This is a genomic window from Kitasatospora sp. NPDC005856, from assembly GCF_040629945.1.
GTDB lineage: Bacteria > Actinomycetota > Actinomycetes > Streptomycetales > Streptomycetaceae > Kitasatospora.
The window spans coordinates 25,190-41,151 of record NZ_JBEXWT010000018.1 but is presented as its reverse complement, the minus strand read 5'-3'; the positions used below and the strand labels follow the sequence as shown (position 1 = coordinate 41,151).

The window sequence follows — 15,962 nt, the reverse complement described above, 5'->3', positions numbered from 1 at the left end:
GACTTTTCCGCCACACCCGCATGACGGCCGACCGGATCGAGGACCCCGTGAGCGACCTTCCCTTCGGATTCGGCGTTCCGCCCGAGGAGCCCGAGGACGGCAAGGCCAAGCCCGACGACGCGCAGAAGAAGAAGGACCAGGAGCAGTCCGGCACCGGCCCGCAGCCGTTCGGCTTCGGCGGCGGAAACCCCTTCGGCGCGATCTTCGGCATGCCCGGCGCCCCGGGCGGCCCCGGCGGCGCCGGTTCCGACAACCCCTTCGCCGCGATGTTCGGCGGCATGAACCCGGGCGACCTCGGCGCCGCCTTCCAGCAGCTCGGCCAGATGCTCTCCTTCGAGGGCGGCCCGGTGAACTGGGACCTCGCCAAGAACATCGCCCGCCAGAGCGTGGTCGCCGAGCCCGCCGAGGGCAAGAGCAAGGACCGCTCGGTCAGCGCGGCCGAGCGCTCCGCCGTCGCCGAGGCCGTCCGCCTGGCCGACCTCTGGCTCGACGGCTCCACCGAGTTCCCCTCCGGGGCCGGCACCGCCGTCGCCTGGAGCCGCGCCGAGTGGATCGAGGCCACCCTGCCGGTCTGGAAGGACCTGGTGGACCCGGTCGCCGAGCGGGTCGGCAACGCCATGGGCGGCGTCCTGCCCGACGAGATGCAGGCCATGGCCGGCCCGCTGATGGGCGTGATGCGCTCGATGGGCGGTGCCATGTTCGGCACCCAGATCGGCCAGGCGCTCGGCGCCCTCGCCGGCGAGGTGGTCGGCTCCACCGACGTCGGCCTGCCGCTCGCCCCGGCCGGCAAGGCCGCGCTGCTGCCGCAGAACGTCGCCGAGTTCGGCGAGGGCCTGAACGTGCCCGCCGACGAGGTCCGGCTCTACCTCGCCCTGCGCGAGGCCGCCCACCAGCGGCTCTTCGCCCACGTGCCGTGGCTGCGGGCCCACCTGCTGGGCGCCGTCGAGGCGTACGCGCGCGGCATCAAGGTCGACACCTCCCGGATGGAGGAACTGGTCGGCCAGCTCGACCCGAGCAACCCGGAGGCGCTCCAGGAGGCGCTGGCCGGCGGCCTGCTCCAGCCCGAGGACACCCCCGAGCAGAAGGCCGCGCTCGCCCGCCTGGAGACCGCGCTCGCACTGGTCGAGGGCTGGGTCGACGCCGTCGTGCACGCCGCCGCCGAGCCGCACCTGCCGCAGTCCGGCGCGCTGCGCGAGACCGTCCGCCGCCGCCGCGCGGCCGGTGGGCCCGCCGAGCAGACCTTCGCCACCCTGGTCGGCCTGGAGCTGCGTCCGCGCCGGCTGCGCGACGCCTCCCGGCTCTGGGCACTGCTCGCCGACGCCCGCGGCATCGAGGGCCGCGACGCGCTCTGGGAGCACCCGGACATGCTGCCCACCGCCGCCGACCTGGACGACCCGGACGCCTTCGTGCACCGGGGCTCCGCCGACGACCTGGAGGGCGGCATCGACTTCGACGCGTTCGACAAGCTGCTCGGCGAGGCCGCGGCCGGCAAGCCCGACCTCACCAAGAAGGACGAGCAGCCGAGGACCGACGAGGACGGCACCGACGGAAAGGGCGAGCCCACCGCATGACGACGACCGAGACGCCCGCCACCGGGACCTCCGGCGCCGGCGCCCGCGCCACCGGCCTGCACGCGGACGCCGTCCGCACGCTGAGCGGGTGGCGGCCCGCCGACCCGGACCAGGAGCGGCTGCGGCTGGACTACCTGGAGCACCTGGCCGCACAGCCCGAGGGCCTGTACCGCTCCTGCCTGCCCGCGCACATCACCGCGAGCGCGGCGGTCGTCGATCCGGACGCCGGTCGGGTACTGCTCACCCTGCACCCCAAGGTCGGCATGTGGCTCCAGATGGGCGGGCACTGCGAGCCCGGTGACGGCAGCCTCGCCTCGGCCGCGCTGCGCGAGGCCGTCGAGGAGTCCGGCATCCCCGACCTGGTGCTGCTGGAGAGCGACGGCGCCCCGGTGCCGGCCAAGCTGGACCGGCACCTGGTCCGCTGCACCGGCAAGGACCGGCCGGAGAACACCCACCTGGACGTCCAGTACATCGCGCTGGCCCCGGCCGGCGCTCAGGCGCTGATCAGCGAGGAGTCGCTGGACCTGCGCTGGTTCGACTACGACCGGCTGCCGGAGCTGACCGACCACTCGGTGCGCGACCTGGTGGCCCGGGCGCGCCGGCTGACCGGCTGAGGTGTGACACCGGAAGGGGGCGCGGGCTTGTTGGCCCGCGCCCCCTTCCGTCGTTCCTCCTGGTCGGACCGGCGGGATGCGCTGACTCCCGGCTCGCATCACCGGTCCCACGCACGGCGCCGGGCCCGCTCGCATCGCCGGGCTCGCCGGCGCCACCGGACCCGCTGACACCGCCGCGGCCTCAGCCGCAGGAGGCTGCCGCGTCCGGCCCGGTCGGTGCCGGGTCCGCGTGCCGCGCCCCGGGGATGTGCGGCAGCCGGGCGGCGGAGACCACGCCCTCCAGGTAGCCGCGGGCCCGCTCGGTCCGCGGATAGGCCTCCAGCAGGGCCCAGAACGCCGGGCCGTGGTCCGGCACCAGCAGGTGCGCCAGCTCGTGCAGCAGCACGTAGTCCAGCACGTACTCCGGCATGCCCTGAAGACGGTGGGAGAGCCGGATCGTCCCCTCGCTGGGGGTGCAGGAGCCCCAGCGGGAATTCTGGTTGGTGACCCAGCGGACCTGGCTGGGCCGGGCGCGATCGTCCAGGTAGGCGGCCGACAGCCCACGGGCCCGGGCCATCAGGGCCTCGTCACCGGGGATCCGCCGGGACTCCTGGGCGGCGAGCTTCTCCAGCATCTGCGCGACCCAGCGCTGCTCCTCGGCATGCGACATCCGGGCCGGGATCAGCACGACGGTGCGGTCGCCCTCGCGGTAGGCGGAGACCGTACGGCTGCGGCGGGCGCTGCGGCGCACCTCGACCCGGCCGCGGTCGCGCGCCTCGGGGGCCGTGGCGCCGGCGGGCGGCGGCTGCGGCGGGGTCGGCCTCGGCTGCTGCCGCTGGTCGGGACGCCCGCGCGTGTTCGGTGCCGCGACCTGCGACCCGGACGCTGCACGGGCACGCCGACGCGACGCCGGTGGATGGGAGTCCCGCTCGGCTGCCATGGCACACGACGTTACCCGGTGCCACGGACAGAAGTCCGCTGCCATGGCCGGAATCTTTCATGGAGTGATCGGGAACGAAAAGTCGACGGAGGGTGTCCGGAAACCGACCCCGAAGGGGATGGCCAGTTATCCACAGGGCGTGCGAACGGATCTTGTGATCATGAGCACGGACCTGTGGATAACTTTCTGCACGACATCGGCTCGATGGGGCAAGCTGCGGTTGTGACGGTGACCCGTATCTTGCGATTGAGATGTGTAGCTTGCGAGCCGGGGTCAAGCCACAGAGCGCCGGAGTTGATCTTGGGGGGCTGCCACGTCAGCGCGCGGTGGACCTGACGAGTGCGCCTCGGCGAAGCGCCAAGCGAGCTCGGCTAAGACTGCCTTGGGGAATCTTCGTCAACCGGGATGACATCCCACCACCCATGCCGGGTAGCCTTGGCGAGCTGCACTCCTCCGCACGCCCAAGCCGCTACCAGGAGGAGGTACTGGGAGGTTAGCGTGGAGTTGAGCTGGGAAGCCGATGGCTACCTACGGCCCGGCCGATACCAGGTCGACCTGGATGAGGCTGAAAAGCTCCTAGTCCTCGATCCACTATTCGCAGGTTCTCCCACGCGAGCCGAAATCTGGAATGGCCTTGAGCGCTACCTTGTCCGATTCTGGGCGCTTGATGAGAATTTCGAATCGGTCCTACAGGGACGCTCCCTGGTTGACCGCCTCTGGCTTGGCGGCAGCTTTGTTAGCAGTCGTTTCGATCCCAATAATATCGATCTGACAGTCTTTATCGACAGTGAGGCCGAACGGCTCGTCCAGAACAAGGAGGGCGCCGGGTGGCTTGGCAAGGCATTCGACCGGAGGGACATCCTTAGGGACTTCCGGCTGAGCCCGCTGCCCGTGCGGTATCACAAGGTCATCTCACCCTTCCGGCTGAAAGAACTTAGCCAGGTTGAACGGGCCTACCTTGCAGGTCGCGGGGGTTGGGACGATTGGTGGCAGCGAAGAAGAGCTTCCGATCAAGTGAAGGATGGCCCTACCGTAGAGACGGTGCGGCCGGTGCGAGGCTACCTGGAGGTGACGCTGTGAGTACCACGCGTGAACGCCTCCTGGCGAAGCACAGGGCCGATCTTGCCCAGTGGTCCCAGGAACAAGCCAGCCAGCCAGCACTGCCTGAAGATGAGTACGACGCGCTACAGCGCACCCAGTGGCTGGAGAGCGCCCGCTCCTACGATCCGGACGCGAACCTGGCCGAGGAGCTGGTGCTCCGACTCCGTGGAGAGGCCGCTGAGGCCGGCGGTCTCGATCTAGCAGTAGGGGGAGCCCTGCTCAAGCCACTTCACGAGATGGTTGCAGCGGCAGCGGACCGAAACGTCAAGCTCTTGCTGGTTGGGATCTCTCCGGGCAGCACGGTTCTGCACTTCAGACCCCAAGACGAAGTGGCCCCTCCCACGGTCGACGGCGGCCCCGTTCATCTTCCAGTCGAATCCGCCGTGCGAAAGATCATTGATCTTGTCGCTGCGGCAGAATCCGGCATTCCCGCAGAGGCTTGGGGAGATATTGAGAAGGGTCTCGGAAATCTTGCCCGAGTCCTTGATCAATTTGACCTGACGGCAGACTTTCGCTGGATGGATTCGATTGGCGGCGTCAAGTCATCATCGCTGACCGGGCAAGGCCGAGCGAATGTTCTAGCATGGCACGCCCCCGTTCCTGAGGTCGAGCCAACTCGCTTTAGCATCACGGGGAGAATTACCTCTCTTAGTGATCCGGGCGAGGCGAAGGTCAAGACCGGAGCCTCGAAGAAATCAAAAGCCTATGTGGTCCACTTTGCGCCGGGTGAGCTGATCGGGTTGAATCTGACACTCGGAACAAATGTGGCCTTCACGGTCGAGGAGCGCACTCGAATCACTCGGGGCGGAGAAGTGATTTCTGAACACTTCTTCGTAAGCTGGGACAATCGCACTCTCAACTAAGATGACTTCTATACCCATCGGCCCTTTAAGGGCTCGCCGGGACTAAGAATCGGTGAATACGAAGGGGATGAGCGCCAGGGAAACCTCCCTGGCTGCATCTTGCTTTGCTCGGACCACGAACTCGACCTGCCTATTCCGCGTGTCTGCGCGGACGGTTCGCGACCAGTTTGGGTGAGACTCGATGGCGTGAATCACCTTTGCCATAACCTCGGCAGGCTTCCCGCTGCGGATGAATACGAGAAGGGCTGCATGGGTGTCAGCCCAGCTGAGGTAGCCCAAGACCTGGGTCAAGGCGCCGGCGACACTTTGCTGCCCTGACCAGATCTTGCATTCGGCGATGAGCACGTTGAGGTCAGCAACCCGCACCAGGATGTCGGTCTTGCCGCGATGGTTAGTGGTCTCCCCTGTCGTCCGCCCCTCGAAGTAGCCGTTCAGAGCGACGAGCAGGATGTCCCGAGTGAGTTCCTCGCCCAAGCCTGCGGTAAGCCGCGGACTGCGCTCAAGCTGCGTGCGCGCATTCCGCAGGATCCGCAGGGCCATCTCGTACGACTCGGCTGCTGACGTCGCATGTTCGGGCCGGTCGTCCCCAAATCTCAAGATCTGCATCTTGCCGTTGACCTGATAGCCGTCTTCTCCGAACGCTTTGATGACGTCCGTGAGACCGCTGGGCAAGCCCCGCTCATCGGCGCTGTTCTGGATCATGCGGAGCATTCGCTCGAAAGCTCGGAGTCCCTTCGCTGCTGCTGCCGGGTCCGACCAATCCACGGCGGCGTCGTACGCGTCAAACGTCCGGCTACGGACTGCCGAGCCGGCTTGAACGACGTGGGCCTGCACGAAGCCCTCGCTCTCCCAGCATCCTTCGATCTCAGCGACCGTAAGACTGGATGAGCATTTCGCGCGTACCGCCCGACGGCTCTGGGTGCTCACCGCTACCTGCACAGTCATCCGTTGATAGTACGGAACGGGGCCCAGCTAGGTGTGCGTCTCGCGGCGACCAGCACCCTGTTCGATCCGTAGTCCGGCAGGCGTCGTGTACCCGACTATGTCCCCTCAGTCGGGACATAACAAGGAGAAAAGGTCAGGTATCGCGACATTTATGTCAAAAGGTCTGACACTTTCGCGCCTACTGTGGTCGGCGCACTTGGTGCAGTGACGCCACTCGGCAGCGGTAGGTGCCCGCGCGATCGGCCCACTGACGGAGCCAGCCTTCATCTTCTGGCGATCACAATTGGTCACCTTCGACTCGAAGCCGCGACTTTCGCGGCGAGTATCGGACGGGAGCGGAGTTCCAGCTCCGATGAGCGCACCAGAGTGGTCAGATGACCTGGTGGGAGTGTCTGCAACACCGTTGGTGAGGTCTGATACCTGTGGCTTGGACGACCTGCTCGTTCCCTTCACGGGTGATGCCGCCGCCCGAGAGTGCCTGACGCTGAGCGGTGACTGGCTGCGGCGCTGGGTCGGATCGTGGGTGGTCGGCACGGGCAAGGTGTCGTGGCCGCTGCGGGACATGGCGTCAGTCCCGGTGCTTTCGTCCCAGCCTGTTCGACAGTTCACCTGGCGCGCTCGGCAGAAGCACCGCCCTGGCCTGCAATTCATGGTTTCCACGGGTCGGCACCATGGGTTCGAATCGCTTGAGGAACAGCGTTTACTTCTCGCGCTCGACTTCGTGAACGTCGTTGAGGTACTCCCGCAGCCGTTCGAGCTCGACTTTGAGCATGCAGGTGGGCGCGGGCGTCACATCCCGGACTTTCTTGCCGTCCTAGCGGGCGGAGGGTTCTGGCTGTTCGACGTCCGGCCCCGCTCGCTGGTGAAGGAGGACGACCTCCTGAAGTTCGGTGCAGCCAGAGAGGCTGCGGCGGCCTGCGGCTGGCACTACAGCGTGGTCACCGGGTGGAAGCCGCACGTCCAGGCCGCTCTGGACCACCTGTCGTCCCAGCGCCGTCCGCTCCAGGACCGGATGGGTCTGGAGGCCGAGCTGCTGGACGCGGCCAGCCGGGGGCAGGTGCGGTTCGGTGATCTGGTGGCGGTGACGAGGCTGCCAGCGATCGCCCGGGCTCATGCCACCCATCTGCTCTGGCATCGTCGACTCGGGATCGACCTGGGCCAGCCGCTGGGTGACGGGTCGATGGTCTGGCTGGCGGGGCGTCCGGGTGGGGTCCGGTGACGGGGCAGGGGCCGCTGGAACTGAGCCCGGGGGCGGTACTGGTGCTCGACGGGGTCGAATGGACGGCCCGGCAGGTCGAGCCACAGTTCGGCCGCCTGGTCTTGGAGCACGCGGACGGCAGGGTCGAGACCCGCTCGTTCCGGTGGCTTGTCGAGCACTGCGACGCCCGTCTCGCCCCGGCTCCGGGCGCCGCTTCCCCGGCCGCTGGCCGGGCTCCGGCTGGTGAGGGGGTCCAGTCGCGAGCGTTGACGGACCTGACCGAGGACCAGCTGCGGCGGGCGATAAACCGGGCGGAGCATGTTCGGGAGGCGGTGACGGGCTTTCGGGAAGGCAGCGCGGAGCGGGCCCGGCCGGGCGAACCGCGTCCGGCCTACGACCCGGCGCACACGACCTTGACCGAGCGCCGCCGGGCGAAGACCGCTGAAGTGGAGGCGCTAGATCCGGCGGAGGCCCAGTTGCTGGGCCTGGCGGGCCTGGGCCTTCGCACTCTGCAAGGTCTCTCGACTGTCGCCCCGCAGGACCTCGTGCTGGCCTGCGCGGACGGCCGGTGGACCCGCAGACGGGACGGGCGCCGAAGTGTCACTGAGGAGATCCGGGAAGCGATCTTCGCGGTCAGGCGGGAGTGCGCGGGGCGGTCGCGGATCAGCATGAGCGCCAAGCATCGCCTGCTGCACCAGTATGTCCGCGAGACGTTCCCGCAGTTCCCGCTGGAGAAGGTGCCGTGTCGGCACACGCTGGCCGCGGTCTGGCGGGAGTGGTTCGGGCCTGAGGGCGGGCGGCAGCGCTATGTGAGGTCGGCCGCGGCGGCGGCGGAGGCCGGGGCCGGGTCGAGGACGGTGGTCCACCGGCCGGGGCAGGTGCTGGCGTTGGACTCGACGCCGCTGCCGGTCAAGCTGCGGGAGACGGTCTTCGGTGAGCCGGCGGACGTGACGCTGACCCTGGCGCTGGACCTCTACACGCATTCGGTTCCCGCGTTTCGTCTCACGCCGAAGGGCGAGCGGTCGGTCGACGTCGCGATGTTGCTGCGGGACGTGATGCTGCCGCTGCCGATGCGGGAGGGCTGGGGCGAGGAGATGCTCTGGCCCTATCCGGGGGTCCCGTCGCAGATCGTGGCCCAGTTCGCGGGGCACGAGGTCGCGGCGCTGCCGTTCTTCGCCCCGGAGACCGTGACGACGGATCACGGCGGTTCCTACAAGAGCCACGACCTGGTGGCGGCCGAGCGGGAGCTGGGCTGCAACGTGCTGCCGGCGCGGGCCCTTCGGCCGACCGACAAGTTCGCGGTCGAGCGGGCGTTCTCCTCGTTCAAGACGCTGCTGTTCGAGCACCTGCTCGGGTTCACGGGCACGGACGTCGCCGACCGGGGCGCGGACCCGGAGGCGGACGCGGTGCTGACGGTCGGACAGATGGAGCACCTGATCGCGGCCTGGATCGTGGAGGTCTGGCAGCGCCGGGAGCTGGGCGAGTACGCGCCGGCCTGGGGTCCGGGCGAGCGGCACAGCCCGAACTCGCTGTTCGCCGCCGCGATGGACCAGGGCGGGTTCAGCCTGCGGATCCCGGATCCGTCGCTCTACTACCGGCTGCTGCGGCGGCACCACGTCAAGGTCCATCCCCGGCGCGGGGTCAAGATCCTCGGGCTCTGGTACTGGGGGGACGTCCTTACCGCCGACCGCTACCAGCGGCCCTCGGCACGGGGTGGGCGGCACTCGGGGAAGTGGGTGGTCAGCAGCGACCGGCGGGATCGGCGGGCGGTGTTCTTCCAGGACCCGGACGACCATGATCTCTGGCACACCCTGCGCTGGAGCGGGCTGCCGCCGGAGGGCGATGTCCCGGCGTTCTCCGACCGGACCGCCGCCGAGCTGCTGGCGGGGGCGGCCCGCTCGGGGCTCGCGCCCCGCTCGGATGCCGAGCTTCTTCCGTCACTGCTGAAACTGCTGGGCGATGTCGCCCCGGTTGCGGCCTGGCCGAGCCAGGCGGGCAGGAAGAAGCGCACCGCCCGGTCCGGCGAGCAGGCCCGGGCGGCAGCGGCCGCAGCGGACCGGCCCCGGCCCGAGACGTCCGGGCCCACCCCCGGGCCGACGGTGCTGCCCGAACCCTGGCGGGAGCGGGAGCGGACCATCCGCAAAGAGGTCGACGCCGACCGGCGGCGACGACGGCATGCGGCGACGGCCACGGGACCGACCGCGCCGCCGCTGCTGGACGACGCGCTGCGAGGCGGCCTGTTCCTCCTGCCCGCGGCCGTCCCGGACAACGAAGCATCGGAGAGCACGTGAACCAGCCGGCACAGGACGACGACCTGCGGGCCCGCTGGCCGTCCCGCGAGCGGATCGCGGAGCTGATCCTGCGGCCCCGCCCGCACCGGGACACCTTCGAAGGCTGGCAGGACTTCCGGCGCACCCGCGGCCGGCTGACCCTGCCGCCGCAGCTGGATTTCCGGCAGTGGCAGGCGCTGACGCCGGACGCGCGGTTCGACTACGACATCTACCGGCGGCTGACGAACGTGAACCTGCCGCTCCAGCAGACGCCGATGGCCGCGAAAGTGACCCGGCTGATCAAACGGCGCCTGCACGGCAACACCTACAAGCAGGACGACCCGACGCTCGCCGGGGTGATGGTCAGCGGGTTCGGCCACTACGGCAAGACCGCCAGCGTCAGCGCGGTCTGCGCGGCGTTCGAGGACTCCTGGCTCCAGCTGCACGGATTCCTCAACCCGGCCTCGGTGCCCGGAACGATCGACCTCCACGCCCCGGTCGTATTCGTCTCCACGCCGGTGACGGCGACGCCGAAGAGCACCTGCGCGGCGATCCTGCGGTTCTTCGGCGCCGACGTCCGCAGTTCGGCGACGCTGCCGAACCTGGTGCGGCTCGTCGCGGACTCGCTGCGTGACCACGGGGTCAAGGCGCTGGTGCTGGACGACATCAGCCGGCTGCGGATGCACCGCGCGGACGACCAGGACGTCCTCGACCTGATCCGCGCGTTCATGAGCCTGAACGTCACCCTGATCCTGACCGGGGTGAACATCCCCGGCACCGGCCTGCTGCGGGAGGCCCGCTGGAACGAGCGGGCGCGGCAGTGGGTGATGCCACCGCTGGAGTCCACGCGCGTCCACGGCCTGGAGATCACCCAGACCGAGCACCGGTTCGAACTCGTCGAGATGGACCGCTTCCGCTACTCGACGCCCGAGCAGATCCAGGCGTTCGTCAACCACCTGCACGGCATCGAGGTCCACCTGCGGCTGTTGAAGGCCAAGCCGGGGATGCTCACCTCCGGCACCATGCCGGAATACCTCATGCGCCGCACCGGCGGCGTCGTCGGCCTGCTGGGCCGTCTCCTGGAGGACGGCTGCCAGGAGGCGATGGACAGCGAGCACGAGGTGATCGACCAGCGGCTCCTGGACGAGATCGTCATCCGCCGCGAGGACCCGGATCTGGCCCCGGAGGAGATCGCGCCGCAGGAGCCGCAGGCGGCCCAGGCCCGGCCCACCCGGCGCCGGCGCGGGCGCAACACCGTCTTCGACGACACCGGCCCGCAGGCCGCGGCCGGGGCGGCGGGCTGAGGATGACAGCGTCAGCGGACCCGTTGCCGCGTTCACTGACGCCGCTGCCGGACGAGAGCCTGCCCGGGTTCCTGCTGCGGCTCGGCCACCGCCTCGACCTCGCGCCGGGGTTCGTGGCCTGGCGTCTGGGCCTGGCGGGGCTTCGGCCGATGACGACCACCGCCCGGGTCGGCCACCTGTTCATGCTGGAGGCCGACCGGATCCGGCACTTCACGCAGGCCGCCCGGATCTCGGCCGAGGACGCCGAGGGGCTGACCTTGCGGTCGCTGGTCGGCCGCTATCCGCCGGTCACCCACGCACTCGTCCCGCCGAAGGACCCGACCGGCACCCCCCGGCCGCTGCACCGGTTCCCGCCCGGCGTCCTGGTTCGGGACAGCCGCTACTGCCCGCGCTGCCTGGCGGGCGACGGCTCGCCGGTCCAGGCCCGGCACGGCGGTCCGTGGCGGCGGAGCTGGCGTCTCGCCGTCTCGTTCGCCTGCCTGGAGCACGGCGTCCTCCTTCAGCACACCTGCCCGCGCTGCCGCACCGCGCCGGGCACGGGTGATCCCGACCGGCCCGCGAAGCTGCTGTCGCTGCCGGGCGGCACCGGGCTTCACCCGGCCCAGTGCCGGGAGGAGTATTCCGGCGGGGTCTGCGGGCAGCGGCTGGACGACCTCACGCTCGCGCCCGGCCCCGGGGGCCTGCCGGCTGGTCTGGCCGCGCTCCAGGCCCGCATCGACGGTCTCCTCGCGCCGGACACCCCGGACCGGGCCTGTTTCGAGGCGTTCGCGGACCTGCACCTACTGACCACGCTGATCCTCGCTGGCTGGCCCGCGGCCGCCCCACTACTGCCGCCGGATCAGGCGGAGGCGGTCGAGGCGCATGTCAGCTCTCAGCGGCGGCGGGTCGAGAAACTGCCGGAGTTCCGTCACCGGAACCAGCAGCTGTCCTGGATGCTGCTGCCCGCGGCACCGCTGGCCGCCGCCGCGGTCCTGAGCGTCGCCGCCCGGGCTCTGACCCCGCCAGGGCGGGAAATGACCGAGGCAGTCGGGCGCCTGGCCGCGGCGGCTCCGAGGAAGCAGTCACTCCAGTGGGGAAAGACCTGGAAGATCCTCCTGCGGGACGCTTCGGGCGCCTGCCGGGCAGCGGTCGAGGAGGGCCTGCCCTGGGATCTGCACCCAAAGCGCCGTGTGATCAAACCGGCTTCATCGCAATGGGTGAGGTTCCGGACGATTCCCGCGTTTCTGGCGATTCCCGCCGAGCGGCTCGACGGGTACTTACCGGAATTCGTTCCACAGGAGATCCCCGATAAATGGTTCAAGGAATTTCACATCGGACCACCCGGCCCGTTACTTCCCGCGACGCGGAGGCTTCGCCGGGCGATTGCCATTCATCTGGTCAGGGCGGCCTCGGGGATGGATTCCCAGGAGGCCGCTGGCTTTCTGGGGATCCCGGCCGACTGGTGTCTCCTGGAGATGGGTCAACAGCCGTCCTCATCAGGTCCTGATGCCCGGGAGGCCGAGTTCGTCGAGGGGATGAGACGGGTTGCCCGATGCGCGGCCGGGGTTCCGTCCACAGAGCGGGTCAACTACCGGGAGCGGCGCCGGTATTTCTCAGGCTGGCGTTTGGAGCGGGAAGTCTATTTCGGATTCCTTGACCACTACACCGGAATTCTCGGCCGTCGTCCGCCGGTTTCTCGGGACCGGCTTCACGAGGCTCTTTCGGCAGTGATCTGGAGCCGCCTGACCGGAAGTGAATTTCCTCTCGCGCCCTGCTTCCACCCCCCGTTCTCCGAGGCCCGGCGACGGGTTGATGCGGGGAGTCCTGAGAACCGGCTGGCCCACGCGGTCGCCCGAGCGAGTGGGCGTTCTCCCTACGCGGTGCTGCTGCCACTTCTGGAACGGTATGAGCAAGAGCTGCTGACCGGCTTCCAGAACACGGCTGGCAGCACAGACCTCGCAAACTAGCCCTCTCCAGCTCTCGCAAACCGCTCATCTCAACTCCGGGACGACCTGTGGTCCTCGATCTCAGGCTCGCAAACTAACGGTCTCAGTCACAGCGGTCAGCCGTCCGGAAACGATCACAAGGGAGATCGTCGTGCGCCTCGCCCTCAAGCCCGCGCTGTCCCGCAGCTGGCGGGACTCGGAGACCCTTCAGTTCGGCACCGTCACCCGGTTCGCCGGGGTGCTCGGCAACGCCGACAAGACCCTCTGCGACTTCCTCGCGCTCCTCGACGGGACGCGGGAGCGACCGGAGCTCCTCAACGAGGGCGAACGCATCGGGCTCGGCCGCGAACCGGCCGACGCCCTGCTCACCGGCCTGGAGGAGACCGGCCTGCTGGACGACGCGGAGGCCGGCCGCCGTGCGCTGGCCCGCTTCCCCCAGCAGCAGCGGGACCTGCTCGGACCCGACCTCGCCTCGCTCTCCCTGGTCCACTCCGGGCCGGGCGCCGCACCGGCGGTCCTCGGCCGCCGGGCGGACGCCCGGATCGAGGTGCGGGGCGCGGGCCGGGTCGGCGCCGCCGTGGCGGCGGTGCTCGCGGCGGGCGGCACCGGCACGGTCACGGTCGCGGACTGCGGCCGGGTGAAGCCCGGTGACTGCTCCCCCGCCGGGCTTCCGCCCGGAGACGTCGGACGGCTGCGCTCGACGGCGGTCCGGGAGGCGGTGCAGCGGGCCGCGGGCCGGCCTCCGGCGCCCGTGCCCCGGCGCCGCCCCGGGGACCCGCCACCGGACTTCGTGGTCCTCGCGCCGCGGGACGGCAGCGCCGCCTTCGCCGGCGGGACGTACGAGGCCCGGCTGCTGCTGCGGGCCGGGGTGCCGCACCTCTATGTGGGAGTGGTCGAGGAGTTCGGCGTCATCGGACCGCTGGTGATCCCCGGGATGTCGGCCTGCGGGCACTGCCTGGTGCTGCGGCGGGAGGACGAGGACGCGGCCTGGCCGCGGGTCCTGGCCCAGCTCGCCGACGGAGGGCCCGGACGGGCCCGGACCCCGGCCTGCGACACGGCGCTGGCGACGGCGGTTGCCGGGCTGGCGGCACTGCACGTCCAGGTGTACCTGGACGGCGGCCGGCCGCCGAGCGTGGACGGCTGGTGCGAGGTCTCGGCCGGGGACGGCATGCCAAGGCGCCTGCGGCTGCGCGGGCACCCGGACTGCGGCTGCCTGTGGCAGCCGCTGCCGCCGGGGTGAGGAACGGAGGAAGAGGAGGAGGAAGAGGAGAACGAGAACGACGGGAGCGGGCCCGGCGACTGCACGGCTCGGCAGCCTCCGGCCTCCCCACGGCACCACGGGCACCCACCCGGCCATACGAGCCGATGGCCAGGTGAGCCCGCGGTCCCGACGAACCCCCGACCGGGGCCGACGCCCCACGGGCGGGCCCGAGGCCTCTGCTGGCTCGCGCCCTGCCCTGGGCAGGGCGCGAGCCGACGGGGAGCGGGGAGCCACCCCTCGGGGTACGAGGTGCGCTGGTGATGGGTGGCGGGTGTGGTGCGCGGGTGGCGGGTGGGTGGCGCGGGTGGGGTGGGGTGGGGGAGGGGGGAGGGGCCCCGGGGAACAGAAAGCACCGCAACTCCGCGCAGGAAGTCGGCCCAGCCGACTTCCTGCGCAGAACCCCAGCCCCCACCCACCGGACCAAGCCGCCCAACTCCCCGCAAAGCGAGGCCACTCCCGGCCCCGCCCCACGGAATTCCGAGGGCCACGCAGCGGGGAGCGGGCACAATGGCGTAGAGATGGTCGGCCGTCCGGAACCGGGGGGCCAGGGATTGGAGGCCCGGGGTGAGCGATCTTCCGCGCAAGGCAATGACCCGCACGGCACGGCTCGCCGCCCTGCCGTTGGGAATAGCCGGCCGCGCCACGCTCGGCCTGGGCAAGCGGATCGGCGGCCGCTCCGCCGAGGTGGTCACCGCCGAGCTCCAACAGGCCACCGCGGACCAGCTGTTCAAGGTCCTCGGCGAACTCAAGGGCGGGGCGATGAAGTTCGGGCAGGTGCTGTCCGTCTTCGAGGCCGCGCTGCCCGAGGAGGTGGCCGGGCCGTACCGGGCGGCGCTCACCAAGCTCCAGGACGCCGCTCCCCCGATGCCCGCCGCCAAGGTGCACACCGCGCTCGCCCAGCGGCTCGGCGAGGACTGGCGCCGGCTGTTCCGGGAGTTCGACGACCGGCCCGCGGCCGCCGCCTCGATCGGCCAGGTGCACAAGGCGGTCTGGCACGACGGCCGCGAGGTCGCCGTGAAGGTGCAGTACCCGGGCGCGGGCGACGCGCTGCTCGCGGACCTCTCGCAGCTGAGCCGGGTGGCCTGGCTGCTGGGCCCGCTGATCCCCGGGCTGGACATCAAGCCGCTGATCACCGAGCTGCGCGAGCGCGTCTCGGAGGAGCTGGACTACGAGCTGGAGGCGCAGGCCCAGCGCCGGCACGCCGAGGAGTTCACGGACGACCCGGACATCGTGGTGCCGGGCGTGGTGGCCCAGGCCGACCAGGTGCTGGTCACCGAGTGGATGGGCGGCACCCCGCTGGCCGAGGTGATCGCGGGCGGCTCCCAGGAGGAGCGCGACCGCGCCGGGCAGCTGCTGGCCCGGTTCCTGTTCGCGGGCCCGTCCCGGACGGGTCTGCTGCACGCGGACCCGCACCCGGGCAACTTCCGGCTGCTGAAGGACGACGGCCCGGTGTCGGGCTGGCGGCTGGGCGTGCTGGACTTCGGCACCGTGGACCGGCTGCCCGGCGGGCTGCCCTCTCCGATCGGGGCCTCGCTGCGGATGGCGCTGGCCGGGGACGCGGCGGGGGTGCTCCGGATGCTGCGCGAGGAGGGCTTCGTGAAGCCCTCGGTCCGGCTGGATCCGGACGCGGTGCTGGACTACCTGCTGCCGATCATCGAGCCGGCCGCGGTGGAGAACTTCCACTTCACCCGGACCTGGATGCGCGCCCAGGCGGCCCGGATCGCCGATCCGCGCTCGCCCGCCTACAACCTGGGCAAGCAGCTGAACCTGCCGCCGGCGTACCTGCTGATCCACCGGGTGACGCTGAGCACCATCGGGGTGCTCTGCCAGCTGGGCGCCAAGGCCCCGTTCCGCGCCGAGATGCTGGAGTGGCTGCCCGAGTTCGCCGAGCGCCCGTCGGCCAGGCCGACGAAGCCCGCCGAGCCCGCCCGGGCCCGCAAGGACTGACCCCGGCACCGCGACAACGGCCGCAGGCCGCTCCCCGGAGACGG

Annotated in this window: 12 protein-coding genes; 10 read left to right on the top strand and 2 right to left on the bottom strand. The window is 70.6% G+C overall.

Annotation, left to right across the window (positions count from 1 at the left end):
• Window positions 1–47 precede the first annotated feature (47 nt).
• Complete coding sequence (locus tag ABZ449_RS13880; protein WP_360345118.1) at window positions 48–1,571, top strand: zinc-dependent metalloprotease; 1,524 nt, start codon at window positions 48–50, stop codon at window positions 1,569–1,571.
• Window positions 1,568–2,185: an NUDIX hydrolase gene (locus ABZ449_RS13875; RefSeq protein WP_360345116.1), complete on the top strand. Its 618-nt coding sequence runs from the start codon at window positions 1,568–1,570 to the stop codon at window positions 2,183–2,185. Before ABZ449_RS13880 ends, ABZ449_RS13875 begins: the two co-directional genes overlap by 4 nt.
• A 181-nt stretch (window positions 2,186–2,366) precedes the next feature.
• Here ABZ449_RS13875 and ABZ449_RS13870 read toward each other — a convergent pair whose 3' ends face one another.
• On the bottom strand, window positions 2,367–3,104 hold the full coding sequence (locus ABZ449_RS13870; RefSeq protein WP_360345114.1) for a YgjP-like metallopeptidase domain-containing protein: 738 nt from the start codon (window positions 3,102–3,104) through the stop codon (window positions 2,367–2,369).
• A 498-nt stretch (window positions 3,105–3,602) separates the two neighbouring features.
• On the opposite strand from ABZ449_RS13870, the gene ABZ449_RS13865 reads away from it, so the two are divergent.
• Both ABZ449_RS13865 and ABZ449_RS13860 read left to right on the top strand, forming a co-directional pair.
• Entirely contained in the window at window positions 3,603–4,184 is a 582-nt protein-coding gene (locus ABZ449_RS13865) for a hypothetical protein (RefSeq protein ID WP_360345112.1), read from the top strand.
• Entirely contained in the window at window positions 4,181–5,068 is an 888-nt protein-coding gene (locus ABZ449_RS13860; RefSeq protein WP_360345110.1) for a hypothetical protein, read from the top strand. The genes ABZ449_RS13865 and ABZ449_RS13860 overlap by 4 nt, the downstream gene beginning before the upstream one ends.
• A 42-nt stretch (window positions 5,069–5,110) precedes the next feature.
• Here the strand turns inward: ABZ449_RS13860 and ABZ449_RS13855 are convergent, their stop codons facing one another.
• Window positions 5,111–6,013: a hypothetical protein gene (locus tag ABZ449_RS13855; protein WP_360345108.1), complete on the bottom strand. Its 903-nt coding sequence runs from the start codon at window positions 6,011–6,013 to the stop codon at window positions 5,111–5,113.
• A gap of 427 nt (window positions 6,014–6,440) precedes the next feature.
• On the opposite strand from ABZ449_RS13855, the gene ABZ449_RS13850 reads away from it, so the two are divergent.
• The 6 genes from ABZ449_RS13850 (at window position 6,441) to ABZ449_RS13825 (ending at window position 15,918) form a co-directional block, all read left to right on the top strand.
• On the top strand, window positions 6,441–7,232 hold the full coding sequence (locus tag ABZ449_RS13850) for a TnsA-like heteromeric transposase endonuclease subunit (protein ID WP_360345106.1): 792 nt from the start codon (window positions 6,441–6,443) through the stop codon (window positions 7,230–7,232).
• 245 nt (window positions 7,233–7,477) lie between these two features.
• Window positions 7,478–9,502: a transposase gene (locus tag ABZ449_RS13845; RefSeq protein ID WP_360345104.1), complete on the top strand. Its 2,025-nt coding sequence runs from the start codon at window positions 7,478–7,480 to the stop codon at window positions 9,500–9,502.
• On the top strand, window positions 9,499–10,785 hold the full coding sequence (locus ABZ449_RS13840; protein WP_360345102.1) for an AAA family ATPase: 1,287 nt from the start codon (window positions 9,499–9,501) through the stop codon (window positions 10,783–10,785). Before ABZ449_RS13845 ends, ABZ449_RS13840 begins: the two co-directional genes overlap by 4 nt.
• A 2-nt stretch (window positions 10,786–10,787) precedes the next feature.
• Window positions 10,788–12,731 carry a TniQ family protein gene (locus ABZ449_RS13835; protein WP_360345100.1) on the top strand — a complete coding sequence of 648 codons (1,944 nt, stop codon included), beginning with the start codon at window positions 10,788–10,790 and terminating at the stop codon, window positions 12,729–12,731.
• A 130-nt stretch (window positions 12,732–12,861) separates the two neighbouring features.
• Window positions 12,862–13,950: a ThiF family adenylyltransferase gene (locus tag ABZ449_RS13830; RefSeq protein ID WP_360345098.1), complete on the top strand. Its 1,089-nt coding sequence runs from the start codon at window positions 12,862–12,864 to the stop codon at window positions 13,948–13,950.
• A gap of 585 nt (window positions 13,951–14,535) precedes the next feature.
• Window positions 14,536–15,918: an AarF/ABC1/UbiB kinase family protein gene (locus ABZ449_RS13825; protein WP_360345096.1), complete on the top strand. Its 1,383-nt coding sequence runs from the start codon at window positions 14,536–14,538 to the stop codon at window positions 15,916–15,918.
• Window positions 15,919–15,962: the final 44 nt, after the last annotated feature.

Coding starts and splice junctions, on each gene's coding strand:
- ABZ449_RS13870 (WP_360345114.1), bottom strand. CDS start 3,104: ATGGCAGCCGAGCGGGACTCCCATCCACCGGCGTCGCGTCGGCGTGCC.
- ABZ449_RS13855 (WP_360345108.1), bottom strand. CDS start 6,013: ATGACTGTGCAGGTAGCGGTGAGCACCCAGAGCCGTCGGGCGGTACGC.
- ABZ449_RS13875 (WP_360345116.1), top strand. CDS start 1,568: ATGACGACGACCGAGACGCCCGCCACCGGGACCTCCGGCGCCGGCGCC.
- ABZ449_RS13835 (WP_360345100.1), top strand. CDS start 10,788: ATGACAGCGTCAGCGGACCCGTTGCCGCGTTCACTGACGCCGCTGCCG.